Raw genomic sequence first — 21,153 nt, forward strand, 5'->3', positions numbered from 1 at the left:
ATTGGAATAGGTAGAAAAGCCCGTTAGGGTGACTTTAGCTCCCCATGAGGAAGATGACGGCGAAGGCCGGTTTTTGCGGAGCTAATTCCGAAAAAGGTCGAATTTCGATGTCGGAACTGCGGCAGGCAATGTCTGCCTTTAACCATGATTTCTGATCACTGTTGGTATTGATTTCGAATGAAACAAGCACAAAACGCGCGCAAACAGCGCGGACGGTCGCCAGCCCGTAAGGGCGGTGGCAAGCCAGGCGGCCAGGGTAACGCGCGGAACGAACCTAAAGTTCGCGGCAATCCGAAGCAGCTTCTTGAAAAATACAAAAACCAGGCGCGTGAGGCCAAGCAGGCCGGCGACCGCGTGATGGCTGAATATTATTATCAGTTTGCGGATCACTACCAGCGCGTCCTCAATGACATGCGCGGCCCGAACTCCTATGTTGAAAGCGATGACGACGATTATGAAATCGACGGCAATCGTGACGGCAATCAGGAAGCGCGTGGCGAAGGTCGTGGCAATGACAACCGTGGCGAAGGCCGGGATGGTCGCGGTGAAGGCCGCGGTGAGAACCGCAGGGGCCGCAACCGTGGTGGTCGCCAGGGAGGTCGCGACAACGACGATGCTCCTGCTGACGCGAATAGTGCGCAGGAAAGCGACGGCGAAAGCAACGAGGAACGCCCACGCCGTGGTCGTGGCCGAAACCCGCGTCGCGGTGCAGAGGCGGCGGTTGATCCAGCCAAGTCCGAGCAGCCCGTCGAGGTGCATCCGGAGCTTGATCTTGACGGCACTGTTGCAGCACCTGAGGGTGGTAGCGACGATGAGAAGCCAAAGCGCCGCCGTGCAACCTCTGCCACCCCGCGCAAGCGCACACCCCGCGCCAAGAAGGATGTGGACGGTGCTGAGGCATCGGATGCCCCGTCGCCAGAGGATAACGCTGCTGCCTAACGGCATGCACGTGACAAAATGTCCTAACAAAAGGTCGCTTTCAGGGCGGCCTTTTTTGTTGTCCGCCCTTGCGCCATCTGACGTTCGTCCCCACATTATTCTTGCCGGGTGTGCTTCTTTGAAGGCTTCCGGCAGTGATGAGTAAATTCAGATTGCTGCTTCATATGAAGGGCAGTCACAATCATGGGGTTGATGACACATGAATATTGAAAACTATACCGACCGCACACGCGGTTTCATTCAAAGCGCGCAGGGGCTTGCTCTCCGTGAAGGGCACCAGCGCTTTACACCCGAACATATCCTCAAGGTACTGCTGGATGACCAGGAAGGTCTGGCCGCGAACCTGATCCGTGCAGCTGGCGGTCGCCCGACACAGGCGCGGGAAGGCGTGGAAGCCGCCCTTGGCAAATTACCCAAAGTTGAAGGTTCAGGCGCCGGACAGCTGCACCTTGACCCCCTTACCGCGCAGCTCTTTGCCAAGGCCGAAGAAGTAGCCAACAAAGCGAGCGACAAATATGTCACCGCAGAACGACTGCTGCTTGCCTTCCTGCTGACGCCTAAGTGCGAAGGCGGCAAGGTACTTATGCAGGCGGGGGTCACCGCGGACGGCCTGAACAAAGCCATTAACGATATCCGCAAAGGACGCACCGCTGACACCGCTTCGGCCGAGGATGCCTACGACGCGCTGAAACGCTTCGCGCAGGACCTGACCGAACGGGCGCGTGCCGGCAAACTGGACCCCGTTATTGGGCGCGATGAGGAAATCCGCCGCACGGTGCAGGTCCTCTCCCGCCGTACCAAGAATAACCCAGTGCTTATCGGTGAGCCTGGCGTGGGTAAAACCGCAATCGCCGAGGGCCTTGCGCTGCGTATCGCCAATGGCGATGTGCCCGATAGCCTCAAGAACAAGCGCATTATGGCGCTTGATATGGGCGCGCTCATTGCGGGTGCTAAATACCGTGGTGAGTTTGAAGAACGGCTGAAGGGTGTGCTGCAGGAGGTGTCGCACGGTGAAGGGGATATCATCCTCTTCATTGACGAGATGCACACCCTTGTGGGCGCTGGTAAAACCGACGGCGCCATGGATGCCTCGAACCTACTGAAGCCTGCACTTGCGCGGGGTGAACTGCACTGCATCGGCGCAACCACGCTCAATGAATATAAAAAATATGTTGAGAAGGACGCGGCGCTTGAACGCCGCTTCCAGCCGGTGATGGTGCTCGAACCCACGGTGGAAGACACAATCTCCATCCTTCGTGGTCTCAAGGAGAAGTATGAGCTTCACCACGGCGTGCGCATCACGGATGGTGCGCTCGTGGCGGCGGCTACGCTGTCCAACCGCTATATCACCGACCGGTTTTTGCCGGACAAGGCCATCGATCTGATGGACGAGGCCGCATCGCGGTTGCGTATGGAAACCGAATCCAAGCCCGAAGAGATTGACGAGCTCGACCGCAAGATCATCCAGCTCAAGATCGAACGCGAGGCGATGAAAAAGGAAAAGGATGAGGGTGCCAAAGCACGGCTCAAGGACGTTGAGAAAGAGTTGGCGGACTATGAGCAGCGCTCGGCAGAGCTGACCGCACGGTGGCAGTCCGAGAAGGACAAGATCGCGGGCGAAAAGCACCTCAAGGAACGTCTGGATCAGCTCCGGATCGAGCTTGAGCAGGCGCAGCGCCGGGGCGATTATGCCCGCGCGGGGCAATTGCAGCACGGTGAGATTCCTGAGCTTGAGCAACGCCTCAAGGCCGCAGCCGAAACGTCGGAGGAGGGGCTCCTGCGTGAGGAAGTGACCGATCAGGACATCGCGGGTGTTGTTGCGCGCTGGACCGGTGTACCGGTAGAGAAAATGCTTGAGGGCGAGCGTGACAAGCTCCTCCGCATGGAGGAAGAGCTGGGTAAGCGCGTGATTGGTCAGGCGGAAGCACTTGAGGCTGTCTCTGCATCCGTGCGCCGCGCACGTGCCGGCCTTCAGGACCCGGATCGGCCACTTGGCAGCTTCCTGTTCCTCGGGCCTACCGGTGTGGGTAAAACCGAGCTTACGAAAGCGCTCGCTGCGTTCCTTTTCAATGACGACACGGCCATGGTGCGGCTTGATATGTCCGAGTTCATGGAGAAACACTCCGTGGCACGGCTTATCGGTGCCCCTCCTGGCTATGTGGGATACGAGGAAGGCGGCGTGCTAACCGAAGCGGTTCGGCGTCGGCCCTATCAGGTTGTGTTGTTTGACGAAGTGGAGAAAGCACACCCCGACGTCTTCAACGTATTGCTGCAGGTGCTGGATGATGGCCGCCTGACTGATGGGCAGGGACGCACAGTGGATTTCACCAACACGCTTATTATCCTGACGTCAAACCTTGGTTCGCACCTGATTGCGGAACTTGGCGAAGATGACCCGGTCGAAAGTGTGCGCAATCAAGTGATGGATGTTGTGAAGGGTGCTTTCCGGCCCGAATTTATCAACCGGCTTGATGAGATTATTCTCTTCCACCGGCTGGCGCGTGCGCATATGGCCGGGATCGTTGATATTCAGGTTGCACGCCTGCAGAAACTACTGTCGGACCGCAAGATCACGCTTGAACTTGGCTCGGATGCGCGGGACTGGCTTGCGGACGCTGGGTATGACCCGGTCTATGGTGCCCGTCCACTGAAGCGCACTGTGCAGAAAACTGTGCAAGATCCGCTTGCTGAGAAAATTCTGCGAGGTGATGTGAAGCCGGGTGATAAGGTTCATGTTGGCGTGGTGGAAGGCGCATTGTCGCTGACCGCGAGCCACAAAACGGCCGAAGCTGCGGAATAACCAAGAAAGGGGTTGCGTTCATCCAGCGCAGCCCCTTACTTTCTATAGGGAATTTTCACCGCTGTTCCGGATTGATACGCCTTTTGGTTGTCTTTCAACCACAGTGTGGTCCGGCCCAAAGGCCTTAGATGCGACACGAACAATGCAAAAAGCTGTTCGACTTTTGGTGCGCAAACCGCGAGGCTGACACGCTGCCTGACCTCAAGGCCTTTTTCGCCGGCCCCGACTTGCAATTTAGAGAGCATGGCGTCGTCATCGTTCGAGAGAGCGGCGATATCTTCTATGATTTTTGCGGTGAGGGTGTCATGCAGGCGCTGGGCGCCGATATTCTCGGCAAATCCATGACCTTCTGCTACTCCGAAAAATTCAAGGCACTTCAGCTTGAATGTGTTGGCATTTGTTTTGACCAGCGTGTGGGTGTGGACCGCTATTCCCGCTTCTGGTTCGGCCACCGGCACAAGGATGTGGAATGGTTGCTATTGCCAGCTCTGGACAGCATTGGCGACCGCACGGTCCTGGTGGGCATGTCTGCCACCTTTGTGGAGCCGGACAGCATGGACGCGCTCGCAAAAGGATCGGATCTTATCGAGCGTATTTTTGCTCAGGATTACCTGGCAGACGGCGGTGAAGTCGATTTTGCCCCACTTAGCCGCACCAGTTGGGCCATGCTGGATGCTATGGGCGCGGAGATAACGGTGGACGGTGTGCCGGTACCGCGTAGCAAGGTTGCGATTGGTGGTGAAGCGGCCTATGCCGCAAAAAGAACCGCGACGGCGAGTGTTCTGGCTGTTACGGCCAGTGAAAGTTTTTCCACGCACGCGGCAAAGCTGGGTGGCCTTTATAAGTTCAGGCAGGTAGCGAGCTTCGAGGATGCGCAGGCAATCCTTGCGAAAGACAAGGTCGATGTGCTGCTCACGGGGGAGCGTGTTCAGGGCGGGCTTGGCCTTGACCTCATCCGCGATGTGCAAAACCGGGGCGATGACACGGGCTGTGTGTTGATGCTTGAGCCGCGTGCCGGGGCTGTGGACACGGCTGTGCAAACCGAACGAGGGCTCGTTTATTGCCTCGTGAAACCGCTCGGAGATTTTGCCCTGAGAAAGGCAATCGACGACGCGGTGAAATTTGTCGAGAAACGCCAGAAGAAGCGGTTTTACGATCAGGACTGAAACGTCGAACCACCTTGCCGCAGCGGCTGGACCCTCGACGTCAACTGCATTAAAACCCTGTAAGTATCTGTTTTGGAGGGCAGGGTGAACATGGCACCGTTACAACCGGCACAATTGCAGCCAATCATTGGAATGCTACAGCAAGGGCAAGTGGCGCAGGCGGAGCAGATGCTCCGACAGTTGACCGCCATGCATCCTGGGCACCCGGATGTCCTCCACCTTTTGGCGATGGCTGCCAAACAGAAGGGTGACGCTGAAAACGCCGAGCGTTACTTTAAGGAAAGCCTGAAAGCAGAACCGTCACAACCCGCGGTGCATGCCAATTACGCGAATTTGCTGTCTGGTCTTAATGGGCGGGAACAAGATGCAGTAGCATCCTATCGTAAAGCAGTGGAGCTGGAGCCGAATTTTGCCACCGGCTGGTACAATCTTGCGCTCATGCTGTCTGAAGTTGGTTCACTTGCGGATGCGCTGGATGCTGCGAAACGGCATGAAAAACTCACTCAAGGCAATGCCACCAATGCGGAGCTTTTTTATCTCATTCATGACCGCGCGGGCGATAAGGCGGCTGCGCTAAATGCGTTGGAGGTCGGCCTTAAGCGCGAGCCTCAGAACCTGCGTCTATGGACCTTGAAAGCCAATCACCACCGTGGTGAGGCGGATTTTGATCTTGCTGCGGAAGCGTATGACCGCGCGCGTGCTGGCGGTTTGAGAGATGCCGACACATACCAGAATCTGGCGGAAGCCTATTATGAGCTCAAGCAACTCGACAAAGCCATTGCCGTCCTGAATGAAGCCGTCAGCGCTATTCCAGGGAGTGGCGAGCTCCACTATATTCGCGCGAAATTCCTGTGGGAGGCACAGACAGGGGAAGACCATCTGGCGGCGCTAAAGGCCGCAATCCCGCAACAGCCCAACAACATTGGCCTTTGGGGCGCTTATTTTGACCTTCTCAGCCATCAGGGCCGATATGAAGATATCATGAAAGGCCTGTCGGAAGCCTATCGCTTCAATATCCGCGCGCCCCGCATGAGCCTTGCCGAGGCTGTTACCTTGTCGTCCCTTGGCCAGATGGAGGAGGCGACAGCGGTGTTTGAGCGACTTCTGGCCCATGACCCCCGACATGCTTCACCCAAGCTTGCCTTCGCCGAACATCTGATGAAGGCCGGTGACGCTGAACGTGCTGAAGGTCTCTGTGCGGAGGTTTTGGTGGACGACCCGGGTAACCAGAAAGCATGGACATTCCGCGGTACTGCCTGGCAGCTTTTGGGAGACGAGCGTGCGGATTGGCTGTTTGACTTCGACCGCATGGTCAATCCCATCGACGTGCAGGCGCCGGACGGCTACGCCAGCCGTGACGCATTTTTTATCGAGGTCCGGAAGGAGCTTGAAGCACTGCACCGCATGCAGTCTCACCCGCTTGATCAAAGCTTGCGGGGAGGTACACAGACGAACGGGTTTTTGTTCAGGCTCAAGAATCCGGTACTGAAAGCATTGCAGATGCAAATACGCCTGGCTGTTGAGAGTGTCGTCGCCACTTTCCCGGATGAGCCTGACCATCCATTCTGGGGCCGCCGCAGCAGGGGCATCGATTTCAGCGGGGCGTGGTCGGTGTGGCTCAGGAGCCAAGGGTACCATACCAACCATTTTCATTCGCAAGGCTGGTTGAGTTCGGCGCTCTATATCGCATTACCGGAGGAAGTGCGAAGTGGCACGGGTACAGACGGCCATATCCAGTTCGGAGTGCCAACTGCCGAGATGGGACTGAACCTTCCCCCGCGTCGGATCGTAAAACCCGAGGTGGGCAAGCTGGTGCTGTTCCCCTCCTATATGTGGCATGGGACCATACCGTTTTCGTCCGATGAACCGCGCATGACGGTGGCTTTTGACGTGGTACCTACCTCCTAAGTGAGGCCCTCTGTCTTCAGGTAGCTCGCGAGGTCCTTGATGTGCGTGTCATAGTGCAGGTGGCGACCGCTGGACTGTGTGTATAGCGGCTTGCGGACCTGCCAGTAGCTTTCCGTTTTCACTGTGTTTTTCAAACGGTGGAATTCCAGGCAGGCGTCATTCCACTCAAGCCCGAGAAAGTCGAGAAGCTTGCCGGCCTGCGTACGCGGGTCGGCAACAAAGGCATCGTAGCTCATGGTGAAAATATCGTCTGGAAACAGGGTCTTCCAATGGCTCATCAGGCTGACCTGTTGAGCGTAAAAATGGCCCGTATCCATCAGGTCCTTTGCATAAGAAAGCGTATCCGCGAGTTCGAGAAAATAAATCGACAGGCAGTTATCGAGCGCATCCCGCGTGGTGTGCACAAAACGTGCATTGGGAAACAGCGTCTTGATAAGGCCAATATAGAGGAAGTTATCTGGCCGCTTATCGGTAATCAGCCCGCCGCCTGGGAAACGCTTGGCCAGAAGCTGAAGGTAGTGGCGTGCCATTTCTCGCATCTTGTCAGGTTTGGTGCCCCGTACTGCAGCAGGAAACGGTGCCAGTTCGCGTGTTGCGAGAGCGATAAAATACTCCAGCTCTCCGCCTGGTGTGGCATCAGGATGCGCCGCGATAACTTGTTCGGTCAGTGTGGAGCCAGAGCGAAACATGCCGCAAATGAAAACCGGTGTGGCATCACTGTAAACCGGGAGCTTATTGAACCAGTCCTTTGAGAATTGGGTGATCAGGTCTTGTGTGAAGGTTTCACTCGCCGCCCTGTCATAAGCAGGGCCCAAGGGTTTGGCGGTTTCATTGGCCATGCGGAAATATTCAAACGCGGTGTCATAATCGCCGCGCGCGTCAGCGTCTCGCCCCAGCGCAAAATTCAGGCTGGAGCGTGCTCGCGCCTGAATACCGGAATGGTTAGCCATCTTCTGCGCAGTGGTGCGAATGGGGCTAGTGACCTCCCCTGCATCAAGGTTGATGAGCCGTGCGACTGCAGTGGTATTATGCGGATCGAGTTCGACCACGCGGCGATAGCTTTCGCGTGCACCATCTCGGTCTGACATCTCTTCATAAAGATTGGCACGATTTAGGAGTGCGGGGACATAGTCCGCTTTAATGTCCAGCGCTGTTGCGAGACAAGCAGCAGCGGCACCATCATCACGAAGATGGTCGCTATATATGACAGCCTTGTTGAGCCAGACCTCTTCAGGTCCATCGATGCCGTGAGCAAGGGCTTTGTCATAATAGGCCAACGCTTCGTCGAAACGGTGTGCGGTTCGTAGCATGTAGGCGTGGTTGAAATAGCCTGTTGCATAGTCAGGCATCGCACGGTGCAGATGTTCATAGGTCTCGTGCGCTTTGTCGAATGCGCCTGCGCGGCTATATGTATCTGCGGCATCCGCCAGAAGCTGTGCAGGCGAGGGGATCAGTGGCACGAGCGCGATCATATGGTCAGCGGCCTGGGTCCAAGCGTGCGCGTCCAGATTTAGCCGAACAAGTGCACTTCGTACCTGAACCTGTGGTGCGTCACTGCCAATGAGCTGTTCAAACAGTTTTATTGCAGTCGTACGGTCGCCAGCGTTGGCACTTGCGACCGCACGCGCATAGATATTGCGTGCTTCTTGCCCGCTTGGTTTAGCCATCAAGGAGCCCAAGTTTGGCTTGAAGCGGCTTGAGGTGCGTCTCGAAATTACGCCAGTTGCCAATGGAGCTAGTGTAGATGCGCTCGCGCACCTGTGCGGCGCTGGCGGTGGTGGAAGCTGCCTCAGATTTCTCTACCGCCGCCATGTCATCTGACCACTTCAGACCGCAATGCTCTGCCATGCGCTTGCCTTCTTCGGTGGGGGACTTGACCAATGCTTCATAGGAAACATCAAGAATATCACCCGGCATGATGGCATGCCAGTGCGCCATGAGCTTGGTATAGGCGCTGTAATACTCTGCGATATCATTGAGATCATAGGAGAAGAAATACGCCATATTGAACAGGGTCTTATAGACCGCGAAACAGGTATCCATCGGATCACGGACCAAATGGATGATCTTGGCGTTGGGCAGCGCCTTTTTAATGAGGCCGCAGTACAGGAAATTGAATGGCAGCTTGTCGATAAACCTGCCCTCTGCGCCCTTCATGCTACGCACGCGTTCCACATATATATCACCCATGCGGCTATAGTCGGCCTCAAGCGCAGCGGTCAGGGGGGATAGGCCCTTGCCGGAATTTTCAGCTATGTGGCGGTTGATCACCGTCCGCATGGCATCGCTGAAATCATTCAGTTCCCCCGCAGCGTAAACATTGTCCGCTCGTGAAAGCATGCGTTCCGCAAGTGTGGTGCCTGTGCGCGGCATACCAACAATGAATATCGGCGCGGCATCATTTGAGCCCGCAGTAATAGCGTCAAAAGCCTCCTTGGTGAAAGCTGATGCGATATCGGCCATATTGGCTGTCTCGTCAGCGACCTGGTACCGCAGGTGCGAACGTTGAACCGAAGCACCACGAGATATGGCAGCAAACGCGTCGTCATAGCGGCCGACATCTTCACATTCTTTTGCGAGCGCGTAGGCGGTGCTCACTTCATCTTTCCAGACAAGATCCTGCGTGAGGACTTGCTCAAGCGCAGCGATGTGGTTGCTGGCTTCTGTTTGTGTCGCCAGTTTGGAGCGCAATAGCAGGGCTTCGCCGTGGTTCGGTACCAGTTTGAGGAATTGCTCAAGGGTGTCCGCCGCGCCATTAGTATCGCCGCAATAGTAGCGATTCTTGGCCAGTTCAAACAGAAACTGCGGGCTTGCGGCACCAATCGATTGTGCCTTGAGGAAAAAGGGCTCCGCGCCCTTTGGGTTATCGGCGCGCATGAAAACCTGTGCTGCCTGAAAATGGATGGCAGCGTCGTCATTCTTCAAAGTGGCCGCACGTTGGGCACTCTGCTGCGCTTCAATGCCACGTCTGAGAAGGAGAAGCACATTGGCTTTCATCAGGTGCAGCGCGGCAGCATTCCCGTCTTTTTCGAGCGCCTTTTCCACATGTGCCAGTGCCGCGGGAAAGTCTCCCTTTGCGGTGGCTACCTCACACGCGAAATAGCGAACAGGCGGCAGGTCGGGTTGCTGCGCCATCAGCGCCTGGCATACCTCTTCAGCCTTGTTCAGTTTTCTTTCTGCCAGAAATTGCTGACCGTGACGAATGAGCTGAAGCGCGTTCATTGGATATCCCTATGCCATGGTGTGGACTTGAATAATGCGGCCCTCGGGGCTGGCCTAAAGTAGGGCCAAAGGCTCGCGAAAAAAAGATTAAAAAAAGGCGGGCCGAAGCCCGCCTTCCGTTCAGGTCTAATCAGATGATTAGAACTTAACTTGTACGTTTGCGTGGAGGTAACGACCCAGCGTGTCGTAGTAACCAGCGAACGTGTTAGCGTTCGTGGAGAAGTTACCACCAACCAGCGGAGGCTCTTTGTCGAAGATGTTGTTCACACCAACGAGGAAGCCAACGTTCTCGTTCACGTCAAACGACGCTTTGAGGTCGAAGTAGGACTGAGCAGCAATGTGATCGTCTACGCCGCCGTTGTCGAGACCGCCAACGCTACCGAAGTAACGCCACTTAGCGGACACGCTCCAGAAGCTGTCAGGCGTGAAGCTGACAGTCATCGTGTGACGCCACACTGGCTGAGCGAAACAGCCGTTCGAGGTGTAGTCGTCTACGCAATCATACTCGTCGTCTTCGAGGCCGCCAACCGGATCAACCTCTTTCTTAAGCATGTACGTGCCCTGGATCTTCGCACCGAGCGTACCAGCACCGAGGTCCGTTACGTAGTCAGCTGCCACGTCGATACCTTGGAGGTGCTGACCACCGGTGTTGATCAGCGTACCAGTTACATAACCGGTGTTGCCGAGCCACAGGCTGCCGCCGTTACCACGGTTTACAAGGCTACAGAATTCAGCTTGGCCGGTAAGACCGCACTGACGTACTGCGATTTCCGGATCGATGTTCGCAATTGCGTCGTTCAGGGTGATGTCCCAGAAGTCAACACGCATTTGCAGACCAGCAACCGGGTTAGCGATTACGCCGAAGGTCCAGGAGTCTGCTTTTTCAGGAGCAAGGTCCGGGTTACCACCGAAGTTACCGTTGTACTGGCTAGCAGGGCTGAGCGTGATGTTGCCGTACTGAGCAGCCGTTACACCAGTGTTCGCACACTGAGCAGCGGTCAGTTCAGGGGTTGTACCCGCACACGGGTCAACACCGCCCCAGAGGCCACGGCTCTGCGGGGAGAACAGCTCGTTTACGTTTGCAGCACGAACTGCGCGGTTGTAGCTACCAACGAACTTGATCTCGTCGATCGGGTTCCAGGAGAGAGCCACTTTGTAGGTCTCTGCGCCGCCCGAGGTGTTGTAGTCAGAGTAACGACCACCGAGTTCGAGTTCGAAAGCTGCCGGCAGCGGAACGATAAGCTCGCCGAAGATTTCTTTCACGTTGTAGGAACCGGATACGGACGGGGTCGGGCCACCTTGACCAAGGAGCTGACCTTCTTCGTAAACGGTGTCAGCATTCAGGTCGAATACTTCTTTGCGGTATTCAACACCAAGCACTGCCTGGATCGTGTCTTCTGCGCCCGGGAACGTAGCGCCGAGGTCGCCCGTTACGTATGCGTTGAAGATGTATTCTTTGGTGATACCTTCGAGGATCGCAGTACCGGTAAGACCAGCTGCTTGCTCAGGCGTAATACCTTGGTAGGTGAATACGTCATAAGCTTCGTCTTCGAGAGCCGTCAGAATGTTCGGGCCGAAGAAGTCGTTTACGTAGGTCGACGAGAAGCTCGTGGAACCGTACTGAACGGACGCATCGTAGGACCAAGTGTCAGTGATATCGCCAGCAACACCCGTTACGATACGGAATGCGTTGTGGTTGATGATGTTCGCACGTGGGCCACCTTCGGTGTTACGCTTACCGATGTAAACCGAGAATTGCTCACCAGGCTGTACGCCATACTCAGAGGTCAGCCAAGCGCGCTGTGCGTCGTTCAGAAGACCAGATTCGTAAGGAAGGTTGTACTGCTCAGCGAAGAACGTACCGGACTCAGCGATCTGAGCGTCGGTGCGGTCACGCATGAAGCTAACTTCCATGTACGGACGAGCATGTTCGTTGATTTCGTAGTCGATGAACGCACCGAACGTCCAGCGCTCATCAGGGCGCATGAAGTGGTTTACTGGAGCGTAGTTGTATACGTTCGACGAACCGTCAACAAAGTTGCTGTTCGAATCAAGCGTCCAACGGTTTGCGAAGTCGATGTCGTTGAAGCCGCCGAGGTAGAAGTTCGGAACTTCAGCGTTACCGGAACCACCGCACGAGGTGCCCGAACCGCTCAGAGCACACGAGGAGTAGTCGCGGTCTGCTTGGAGGAATTCCTCAACTTTACGCCAGGTAGCGTAAACGGTTGCGTGGCCGTTGCCGTCAGCAAATTCGCCGCCCATTACAACGTCAACGTTGTAAGCAACGCCGTCGATGCCGTTCGAACCTTCAGGATATTCAAAGCCTTTTGCATCCATCAGGCCCTGGATGTAGTCGTTACGGTTGTTGTGCTGGTAACCGGAGATGCCAGCGTTGATTTCGATACCTTCGAAATCGTCTTTCATCACGAAGTTCACAACACCTGCCACAGCGTCAGCACCGTAGGTAGCCGAAGCACCACCGGTGATAACTTCTGCACGCTCAACGAGAGCAGCAGGGATCTGGTTGATGTCAGGAGCCTGGCTCAGACCACCTGGCTGGAGGCGACGACCGTTTACGAGAACGAGCGTACGCTGCGTACCCATACCACGAAGGTCGAGCGTTGCGGTACCGGAAGCACCGTTGGAGATGAACGACGTTTGCGCAGCTTCGATCTGCGGCAGGCTGTTCATCATGTCCTCAACCCGGGTGAAACCGGAGAGCTGAATATCAGCGCTCGATGTCACGGAGATCGGGCTAGCACTGGTGAAGTCTTTACGTACGATACGGGAACCGGTTACGACCACTTCTTCAAGGTCGAATTCTTCGGTGGTGTCCGCATCTTGTGCGGACGCACCCGTTACACCTGCACCCAGCGCGAAGCTGGCGAGGAGGGTAGCGGCGCTGCCCATCAGGGCAGTACGACGCAGTTTCTTGAGTTCCTTAGACACTCTGCGTTTCCTCTTCTCTATTATTGCTTTCCAAGCACTCGGAATTCGCGGAAAATTTTAACCGCACATAAGGTCTAGCCAGATTCTGTCCGGGAGCGACACAAAAGTTTAACGTTCAGGACGGTTGAGCTAATGTATTAAACGAACGGTGTGTTATTTGCGCCACAGATATAAACCATAGATTATTAAAGGGAAAACAGTGAGGTTTTCCGGGGGTGTGGCGGACTTGCGCGGTTTATACCCATGGTGTGGAGGGGGGCTTTGAAGCCCTAAAGTGGCAAGGCTGCCTCACGGGTCCATTTGGACAGAATCCACTTGATGCCACTGGTCGGTGGCTCTCCTGAATGCAGGCTCTGAAGGTCAGGGTTGCCGTCCATGCCGATATTTGCAAATGCAACAAGATCGCCGGGTGCGCCGCGGAACGAGGTATCGGCCTTGTGGAAGCGCGTGTGACCACTTTCATAATCGTCGTTCAGATATACAAGTGCGGTCTTGGCTCGTTGGCCTGCTTCCTTGAGGTGTGGCATGTGAGCTGGAAACTGTGGATCAAAGAAGTCGTAATGCGGTGCGTAGGTCTGGTCTTCTTTATATTGTAATAGAGACAGGGGATCGCCGTGCCCTCTTTTATGCCCCAATGCCTTCATGATTCGCGCATCAACGGACAGCGTTACGAGATCTGCCTCCAACAGCCTGAAGTTCGCGAAGCTATTGCTACGGCTGGGATCAATAATCTCCCCAGCATCTGAGTCATGAACTGTGGCGGGTGCGAGAAAGCGCAGTCCCCGCATGACCAAGTAGTCGCATAGATGGCGAGCAAGAAAACCGACCGCAGTGTCGACTTGGGGCGAGGTAAGAAATGGTGTTAAGGGCGGCAGAGGCGCCTCATGTGGCAGAAGGACAAGTCGCTTCATATCTGCCCAGGGAATACGAATGTCGGATACCGGCGCGGAGGGGCGAATCATTTTCTCCCCCGCAAATTTCTGTAAACGCAGCATTGCAGGCTCCAGGCCATGCGCCGCAGCCTCAGCTATCCAGCCGATACCCCGCTTGCGTGTTGTTTCATTCGCGTCCGTACACATATCTGTGCCGAGCAGGAACTGTGCGGCCGCATCGCCGGTTTGAGCTGCAGCACTATATAGTGTGCGTCGGATAGGTGTCAGCCGTGGGAGTGGGCGCAGAAGCACGCCAAGGGCAACACCAGCGTCGGCATCACCTGATTTGGCCAAGCGGACCAAACTGGCTACTGCCTTATCCCAATCGCCTGCAAGGGCGTGGAGGTTAATCATTAGATGGGCAGCAGTGGCATCGCCAGCTTGTGCGGCCAAGGATATCTGTGCGTTGCCTTGGGCGAAATCATTGGGGACGTTCCTGCCTTTGAGAAGCCAAAGGCCATGCTGCGTCAGCGCGGGCGCATAGCCGCTTGCCGCTGCGCGCTCAATCCAAACCCTTGCACCTGCTGCGTCGCCGAGGACATCAAGGTCCTGTGCGTATGCGAGCATTGCTGGCGGGGTTGCGGGCTGGGGAGCGTCCATGGCGATCAGTGTCCTTGGCTGAAATGCTGACGCCGGGCTCGTGGGCCCGGCGTGCAATCTCTAACAGGTTTTCCGGTGCCTTAGAAGTTGGCGCGGAAACCGAAGGTGAAGCGGCGGCCCACAACGTCGTAGGTGCCGGCATCCGTGTTCAGCTGACCAGCTACGCCACGGCCCATGATCGGCGCCTTCTTGTTGAAGACGTTATCCACGTTGGTGAACAGCGACAGGTTCTCGCTCAGTGCATAGCGCAGGCCAAGGTCGAAGTAGTTCACAGCCGGGATTTCCGGAACAAGGGTTTCTTCACGCGGTTTGGTGCCGAAAGCTACACGCTCGTCGGTGACGCCGCCGATGTAACGGTGACGGACAGACGCTGTGAAGTCCTCGATCGAGTAGGTCAGGCGCGTGTTAAAGGCCCATTTCGGGTTAGCGCGGCCACAGATCGTACGAACGCCGATCAAGCCTACGCAGTCGTTAGCCTCAACAAACGGGCTACCTTGGGTAACACCTTCGAGGAACCGGGTACCAAGTACGCGGAGGTCGAAGTTGCCGCCAAGAGCATCGAAGTTATAGGCTGCCGAGAAGTCCACACCCTTCGCAGTGAAGCGAGCGATGTTTTCGTTCAGAAGCGGAACTTTCTCAAGCTGACCATCCGCACGGCGGGTCGAAAGCGCCTGACAGTATTTGTCGTTCAGGTCGAGAACCTGGTTACAAGCGTCAAGCGTGCCCTGCAGGCCGCCACCAAGCGCCGCGATCGCGTCGTCTACTACGATGCTGTAGTAGTCAACGGTCACGGTCAGGCCTGGAACGGCTTCCGGCGTTACAATCGCACCAACAGACCAAGTGGTTGACGTTTCTTCATAGAGGTCAGGGTTACCGCCGAGGAGAACCTCGATCTGAGCATCCTGCTGCTGGAAGGTATCAATCTGGTCAGCTGGAACGCCAAGCTGGAGACAGAAGTCACGCTCGGCTGCCGTACGGTCAGACGTTGCGTTACAGAAGTCAGTACCACCTGGGAAGCTGTTGGAAGCGCCTAGGAACAGCTCGTTCACGTTCGGTGCACGCACCGCACGCTGATAGAGACCGCGGAACTTGAGGTCTGCGAACGGACGCCATTCACCACCGATCTTGTAAGAGGTCACGCCGCCAGCTGTCGAATAGTCGGAGAAGCGGATACCGGCTTCGATGCCGAGGTATTCTGCACCTGCAACACCCGAAAGAATCGGAATGACTGTCTCAAGGTAAACTTCTTTAACATCGAAGTCGCCCTTCGTCGGTTGGCCAGCGTTAAAGCCGTCCACGTCACCGGTAGCGAGGAATGTATCCGGCTGGGTCTCAGCCTTTTCCTTGCGGTATTCCACACCAGCTGCGAAGCCAAGGTCACCTGCAGGCAGCTCGATGAGCGAACCTGCGATCGTTGCACCAACTTGCTGTTGGGAAACGATCGTAACGTTGGTGGCTGCAATCTTGAGGTAATTGATCATTTCCTCAGTCATGTTGCCTTCGCCGAACGGATTCAGAACCACACAACCGTTGTCAGGGTTGAGACACTGTGTCGGGTCGTTCGGGTCAACCATCATGCCAGCGCGGAAGCGCGAGATTACGATGTTGCCGTCCTGGCGTTGGGTCTGTTCTGCCTTGCCGTAGTTATAGAAGACTTCCCAGTTCATGCCGTTGTCGAGGTCGCCGTTAAAGCCGAGGACATAACGGTGCATCTTGTTGTTGTCGATGTTCAGGCGCGGGCCTGCTTCGAGCATACGGCGGTTGATCGTCAGTTGGACAACCTGGTCGCCGTCGGTGTCGCGGGTTGCGAACAGATTACGCAGAGCCGTGGACATGTAGGGGTTGCGCAGGTCGATATCGACGTTGGCTTCCGAGAACGGCGTTGCTGCAAGCTGTGCTTCGATGCGGTTGTTTGCATACATCATCTCGGCGAACATGTTGATGCCTTCGGTGATCTGGTAGTTACCGAGGGCGCTCACGGAAACGCGGTCCAGCGGAAGCTGGAGGTTGTTTACCGGCGCAAAGTTGTAAGCGTGCTGCGAACCGTCATAGGCAACAGGGTTGCCATTGTCGTCCACGAGGAAGTTGAAGCCGCCGGAGCCGCTGAAACGACCCTGCGGGATCGAGGAACTGCCGCCCGGCAGGAAGATCGGGTTACCGTTGTCGTCAAGGAATTCGTCCAGCTGCACTGCAGCGAAGTCACGGTCGCCCGCAAGCGTTTGAGCGCGCTTGAGGTAGTTACCATAAATGACCACGTTACCACGGCCGTCAGCAAAGTTACCGCCCATGGTGAAGTCAACGTTGTAACGCTCCGAATCGCCCTCTTGGCTCAGGCCGTACTGGCCGTTCACCTGAACGCCTTCAAAATCGTCCTTGAGGATGAAGTTCACAACACCGGCCATAGCGTCGGAGCCGTAAACGGCAGACGCACCACCGGTCACAACTTCAACCTGCTTCACAAGCGCGGGCGGAATGTTGTTCAGGTCAACCACGCCGTTTGCGCCGGTGCCAACCATACGGCGGCCGTTCAGCAGCACGAGGGTGCGCTGGGTGCCGAGGTTGCGAAGGTTTACGTTCGCTTGGCCGTTGCCTGGGTTGTTGGTGGTTGGGCCGTTACTGGATGCTGTTTGCGGCAGGCTATCCAGAACACGGTCAACTTCCACGAAGGCACCGACAGCGATCTCTTCAGACGAGATCACGTTTACAGGGCTGTTGGCGATAAGGTCTTTCCGCGGGATACGCGAACCGGTTACCACCACCTCTTCGAATTCAGCTTCGGCATCCTGGCTTTCCTGCGCATATGCCCCCGCTGTGGTGAAAGCCATGGCCGCGAGCACGGAAGCCGTGCTTGCCATCAGGCCAGCCTTCAGGGTCTTACCCTTATATTCAGTCATTATATTCTCCTCCCAGTGAGAACTGTTGGTCCTAACAAGGAGTCAATGACGAACGATCTGTCACAATAAATAAATAAATGTTTATCATTTATTGGTGGTTATATAACTAAGACTTCTCTTTTGTGTGCCAAATAAAACACATGAAAAAGTTATAGATTATTTACTTAGTTTATATTTTTGTTTCCAAAGTTTATATATTTATAACTTTTATGCTTGGGAGGCTGTGCCTTGCTGCCGTTGCACAGGTGCCGCGCACTCGGCGCACACATGTTTGCACACCTGTCTGCGACGGTTTGGAGCTGTAAACAGGTGGATATAATAAAGGAAAGGCGCCGCCAATATGGCCGCGCCTTTCCGGTGTTTCTCTTGTGTTTGCTTACTTAGTTCATGCGTTTGACGCGGAAGCTCTTGCCCGTTTCCTCAACCGTCATGAACAGGCCACCCATATCGGTCTCCCGAATGCGTACGGTCATGCCGGGGTTGATGCGGCCAGTTTTGGCGTTGTCGACGTTCTGCCATATGTGGCCGTTCTCAAGCTTTATATAGAGACCACCCACCGAAGGCCGTTTGGTAGCAACTACACTGCTGGTGATTTCGCTGAAGCCGCCATCGGTTGCGCCTGGCTGGCCAAATTCTTCCAAGGCAAGTGCCTGCAGGTCGGCCTGACGCTGTTCTTCCGCGGCAATAATGGCTTCTTTCTCGGCTTTCTCACGGTTCGCTTCCGCGCGAAGCCTTGCTGCTTCTTTCTCTGCCGCCAGCCTCAGCCGGTCAGCCTCGGCCTTCTCGGACGCGGCTTGCGCTTTCAAGCGTTCGGTTTCGGCTTTCAGCTTTGCGGTTTCTTCAAGCCTTTTCTGTGCATGTTCGAAGTCGAACGCAGCTGCCGCTTTGTCAAAGCAGGCGAGGCGTTTGTCATCGTCGCTGACGGAGGCGCATGCCTTGAACGCTTCAATGTCGGCATCCTGGGCATATGCCTGCCCACATGTGGCGGCCAGCAGGAGGCCGAACATTGTTACGGTCTTCTTCGGGATCATTCCGTTTCCTCTCAAGAGCTATAGTTGGTGAGAGCCTATAATGGCGCGCACACTACTTCAATATAGCTGCAAGCTGAGCGCCCGATGAACGGACGCCCAGAGGTTGGCCAGAGATCAGAGTGTCAACGGTCGGTACCGCGAAGTTCACTTACAGTGTCGTCAAGTGTGTCTACAGGCTTTTCGCCGCGCTCCGCTGCCAGCATCACATCATTCTGCGTTTTGATCTGCAGTATATCAGCCATCAGCGCTGCGCGCGCGGAAGCATAGGTCTCGAGGTCCTGGCCTTTGAGTTCGCGTCCGGTCGGCAGATCCAGCTTCAGCGGGTTCACCTGCTTACCGTTCATCATTACCTCATAGTGGAGGTGTGCGGCGCTCACGCGGCCGGTAGCACCGGCATAGCCGATAACCTGGCCCTGACGCACCCGGGCGCCGGCTTTGATGCCCTTGCCGTATTTACTGAGGTGCGCATAGGCGGTGGTGTAGGTGCCGTTATGACGAATGCGAATGTAATTGCCGTAGGAACCGTAGCGGCTTGCGCGCTCCACCACGCCATCACCGGCCGCCATGATCGGCGTCCCTGTCCGTGCGCGGAAGTCCACACCCTTGTGCATGCGGGTGTACCCCAGCACCGGATGTTTGCGCTTGCCGTAGTTCGAGGTCACGACGGTCACATCAAGCGGCGTTTTCATCAGCGCCTTGCGGGTGCTTTTGCCGTCCGCGTCGTAATAGTCACCTTCGCCGTTCGAATCGACGTAATAGTTGGCTTCAAGTTCACCGCCTTGCATCTGCAGGCGGGCTTGAAGGAGGCGACCTTCTTGCATGTCTCCGAAGTCGGGTGAGTATTTCCGCTCAAAGTAGACCTGGAACTTGTCACCTGTGCGAATCTCACGCTCGAAGTCGACGTCGAAGCTCATGAGGCGAATAAGTTCCACGATCACGGCCGTTGGCATGCCCTCGCGCTGTGCGGAGAGATAAAGACTGTCGGTGATCTCCCCTTCCACCAAGCGTGTCAGAGAAATAGTGGGAATGCTTTCCCGGCTCGCCTTATATCCTGCGTCCGTCAAGGTCACGACGGCTTCTTCGTCGAAGCTGTCTCGCATACGCAGGCTTTCAACAGTGCCGTCAGCGGCGGTCGTGATTCGTACGTCTTGGCCGCGCTGCAGGCGCCTCAGGTTTGTAACCTCTCTCAGCGCTGCAACAATCTGGTGCGCTGTTGCACTGGGCATGTCAGCGCGCATGAAGAGACCAATCAGCGTCTCATTACGCTGCAGGCTGTATTCTTTCTCAAGCGGGGCGACGGGTGTCGGTTCTGATTCGGCCTGCGCCAGTGCTTGTGCATCGCCTGTCGCACTATCGGCGGGAGATTCGTTTTCCGCCTGTATATTGGTTTCTGGTTCCGCTGGCGCTTCGGTTTCGCCGCCCAGAACATTGGCGACAACAAGAAGCATCATCCCGGCGCCCGCGATCAGGCCAAAGCCTAAAGGCGACTCACTCGCGCGGAAAAGCTGTTTGACGGCTTTCTTCTTGTTTTCAGGCAGCCGAAGGTTGGAGAGACGGTCAAGAATCTCGCTCAGTCGAAACATTTAAACCCCTTCTGATTCATTTTGGTCCGGTGTCGATGAATGCATTGATTCTCGATCCCGGACCGTCTTTTACGCACACTACAGTCTTTATATATATAGGGCAACATGCCTGTCGCTTCTGCGAGGCTCCATAAGCCTCACCATTTAGGCGAATTGGCGGCAAGCCCTGCGTTTCCGCGAGTTATATCAGGGCTTCGTAAAAAAAGTGACAAAAAGGGAAAAAAGCTCTTGCGTTATGGAGCCGATCCCCCTAGAAACCGCTCCACCGACGGGGCGCGCTGCTCTGCCGGACGGGACCTCCGGGGTTCGCAGTCTGGTAGGAATGCCGCAACGTCATCACCGATCTCGGGGCCGCGAAAAACGGCCTTGACATGGTGGCCCCGGTCACCATATACAGATCGACCTTGTCGCACGCTGACGAAACGTCCGGTCCGACAAACTGCCTGACAGACGAAAGTATCAGGTGACTGGAATTTCCGGTCGGGCAGAAATTTGCTCTTTGACATAGTGAGATGGAAGGGAGATGTGGACGGTGGTCTGAGTGACTGTTGTCTAGATCTCAAGGATACTCCGGAGGTTGTTTACGACCTCTTATGTATCCAGCTACTTCGAGAGAAGTAGCGTCAGTGAATTCTTGAGCACAACGGCTTATGTTGTTGTGAGGAAGATTTTCAAGATTGTGTGAAGGACGATGGTCTTTAGGGACCATTAGATGGTTCCTTGGTCAACTTGAGAGTTTGATCCTGGCTCAGAACGAACGCTGGCGGCACGCCTAACACATGCAAGTCGAACGAGAAGCTACCTTCGGGTGGTGGACAGTGGCGGACGGGTGAGTAACACGTGGGAACATGCCTTTCGGTAAGGAACAACGCCTGGAAACGGGTGCTAATACCTTATACGCCCTCAGGGGGAAAGATTTATCGCCGAGAGATTGGCCCGCGTTAGATTAGCTAGTTGGTGAGGTAATGGCTCACCAAGGCTACGATCTATAGCTGGTTTGAGAGGATGATCAGCCACACTGGGACTGAGACACGGCCCAGACTCCTACGGGAGGCAGCAGTGGGGAATATTGGACAATGGGGGCAACCCTGATCCAGCGATGCCGCGTGAGTGATGAAGGCCTTAGGGT

11 protein-coding genes and 1 rRNA gene are annotated in these 21,153 nt (G+C 55.9%); 5 read left to right on the forward strand and 7 right to left on the reverse strand.

Annotated features, from left to right (window positions below):
* Positions 1–177: 177 nt before the first annotated feature.
* The 4 genes from B150_RS22540 to B150_RS0114000 all read left to right on the forward strand — a co-directional run bounded on the left by B150_RS22540 (position 178) and on the right by B150_RS0114000 (position 6,813).
* Positions 178–939 (forward strand): DUF4167 domain-containing protein, encoded by a 762-nt coding sequence (locus B150_RS22540; protein WP_020400564.1) that lies wholly within the window; start codon positions 178–180, stop codon positions 937–939.
* Positions 940–1,138: 199 nt separating this feature from the next.
* Positions 1,139–3,739: an ATP-dependent chaperone ClpB gene (gene clpB, locus B150_RS0113990; protein ID WP_020400565.1), complete on the forward strand. Its 2,601-nt coding sequence runs from the start codon at positions 1,139–1,141 to the stop codon at positions 3,737–3,739.
* Positions 3,740–3,867: 128 nt separating this feature from the next.
* Entirely contained in the window at positions 3,868–4,905 is a 1,038-nt protein-coding gene (locus B150_RS0113995; RefSeq protein WP_020400566.1) for a PAS domain-containing protein, read from the forward strand.
* Between the two features lie 90 nt (positions 4,906–4,995).
* Positions 4,996–6,813 (forward strand): tetratricopeptide repeat protein, encoded by a 1,818-nt coding sequence (locus tag B150_RS0114000; RefSeq protein ID WP_026168391.1) that lies wholly within the window; start codon positions 4,996–4,998, stop codon positions 6,811–6,813.
* Here the strand turns inward: B150_RS0114000 and B150_RS21170 are convergent.
* From B150_RS21170 to B150_RS21185, 7 genes are all read right to left on the reverse strand, one after another.
* Positions 6,810–8,480 carry a tetratricopeptide repeat-containing sulfotransferase family protein gene (locus tag B150_RS21170; RefSeq protein ID WP_020400568.1) on the reverse strand — a complete coding sequence of 557 codons (1,671 nt, stop codon included), beginning with the start codon at positions 8,478–8,480 and terminating at the stop codon, positions 6,810–6,812. The two genes, B150_RS0114000 and B150_RS21170, sit on opposite strands and share 4 nt — an antisense overlap.
* On the reverse strand, positions 8,473–10,035 hold the full coding sequence (locus B150_RS21175) for a tetratricopeptide repeat-containing sulfotransferase family protein (RefSeq protein ID WP_020400569.1): 1,563 nt from the start codon (positions 10,033–10,035) through the stop codon (positions 8,473–8,475). Before B150_RS21175 ends, B150_RS21170 begins: the two co-directional genes overlap by 8 nt.
* Before the next feature lie 138 nt (positions 10,036–10,173).
* Positions 10,174–12,984 (reverse strand): TonB-dependent receptor domain-containing protein, encoded by a 2,811-nt coding sequence (locus tag B150_RS0114020; RefSeq protein ID WP_025896756.1) that lies wholly within the window; start codon positions 12,982–12,984, stop codon positions 10,174–10,176.
* A 269-nt stretch (positions 12,985–13,253) separates the two neighbouring features.
* Positions 13,254–14,516: a 2OG-Fe(II) oxygenase gene (locus B150_RS22545; RefSeq protein ID WP_020400571.1), complete on the reverse strand. Its 1,263-nt coding sequence runs from the start codon at positions 14,514–14,516 to the stop codon at positions 13,254–13,256.
* An 80-nt stretch (positions 14,517–14,596) separates the two neighbouring features.
* Positions 14,597–17,410: a TonB-dependent receptor plug domain-containing protein gene (locus B150_RS0114030; RefSeq protein WP_020400572.1), complete on the reverse strand. Its 2,814-nt coding sequence runs from the start codon at positions 17,408–17,410 to the stop codon at positions 14,597–14,599.
* Positions 17,411–17,790: 380 nt separating this feature from the next.
* The gene (locus tag B150_RS0114035; RefSeq protein WP_020400573.1) at positions 17,791–18,441 is read right to left on the reverse strand and encodes a hypothetical protein; all 651 of its coding nucleotides are present in this window, start codon (positions 18,439–18,441) and stop codon (positions 17,791–17,793) included.
* A 122-nt stretch (positions 18,442–18,563) separates the two neighbouring features.
* Positions 18,564–20,024, reverse strand: coding sequence for a M23 family metallopeptidase (locus tag B150_RS21185; RefSeq protein ID WP_020400574.1), 1,461 nt, complete (start codon positions 20,022–20,024; stop codon positions 18,564–18,566).
* A 725-nt stretch (positions 20,025–20,749) separates the two neighbouring features.
* Here B150_RS21185 and B150_RS0114045 point away from each other — a divergent pair.
* Positions 20,750–21,153: ribosomal RNA gene (locus B150_RS0114045) — 16S ribosomal RNA — on the forward strand; the annotation flags it as partial.

Origin of the sequence: Kordiimonas gwangyangensis DSM 19435 = JCM 12864, assembly GCF_000375545.1 — a bacterium.
Classification (GTDB): Bacteria; Pseudomonadota; Alphaproteobacteria; order Sphingomonadales; family Kordiimonadaceae; genus Kordiimonas; species Kordiimonas gwangyangensis.

Bases quoted from the DNA above. Each gene is read 5' to 3' on its own strand.
- B150_RS22540 (WP_020400564.1), top strand. From the start codon at position 178: ATGAAACAAGCACAAAACGCGCGCAAACAGCGCGGACGGTCGCCAGCC.
- clpB (WP_020400565.1), top strand. From the start codon at position 1,139: ATGAATATTGAAAACTATACCGACCGCACACGCGGTTTCATTCAAAGC.
- B150_RS0113995 (WP_020400566.1), top strand. From the start codon at position 3,868: ATGCGACACGAACAATGCAAAAAGCTGTTCGACTTTTGGTGCGCAAAC.
- B150_RS0114000 (WP_026168391.1), top strand. From the start codon at position 4,996: ATGGCACCGTTACAACCGGCACAATTGCAGCCAATCATTGGAATGCTA.
- B150_RS21170 (WP_020400568.1), bottom strand. From the start codon at position 8,480: ATGGCTAAACCAAGCGGGCAAGAAGCACGCAATATCTATGCGCGTGCG.
- B150_RS21175 (WP_020400569.1), bottom strand. From the start codon at position 10,035: ATGAACGCGCTTCAGCTCATTCGTCACGGTCAGCAATTTCTGGCAGAA.
- B150_RS22545 (WP_020400571.1), bottom strand. From the start codon at position 14,516: ATGGACGCTCCCCAGCCCGCAACCCCGCCAGCAATGCTCGCATACGCA.
- B150_RS0114030 (WP_020400572.1), bottom strand. From the start codon at position 17,410: ATGACTGAATATAAGGGTAAGACCCTGAAGGCTGGCCTGATGGCAAGC.
- B150_RS0114035 (WP_020400573.1), bottom strand. From the start codon at position 18,441: ATGATCCCGAAGAAGACCGTAACAATGTTCGGCCTCCTGCTGGCCGCC.
- B150_RS21185 (WP_020400574.1), bottom strand. From the start codon at position 20,024: ATGTTTCGACTGAGCGAGATTCTTGACCGTCTCTCCAACCTTCGGCTG.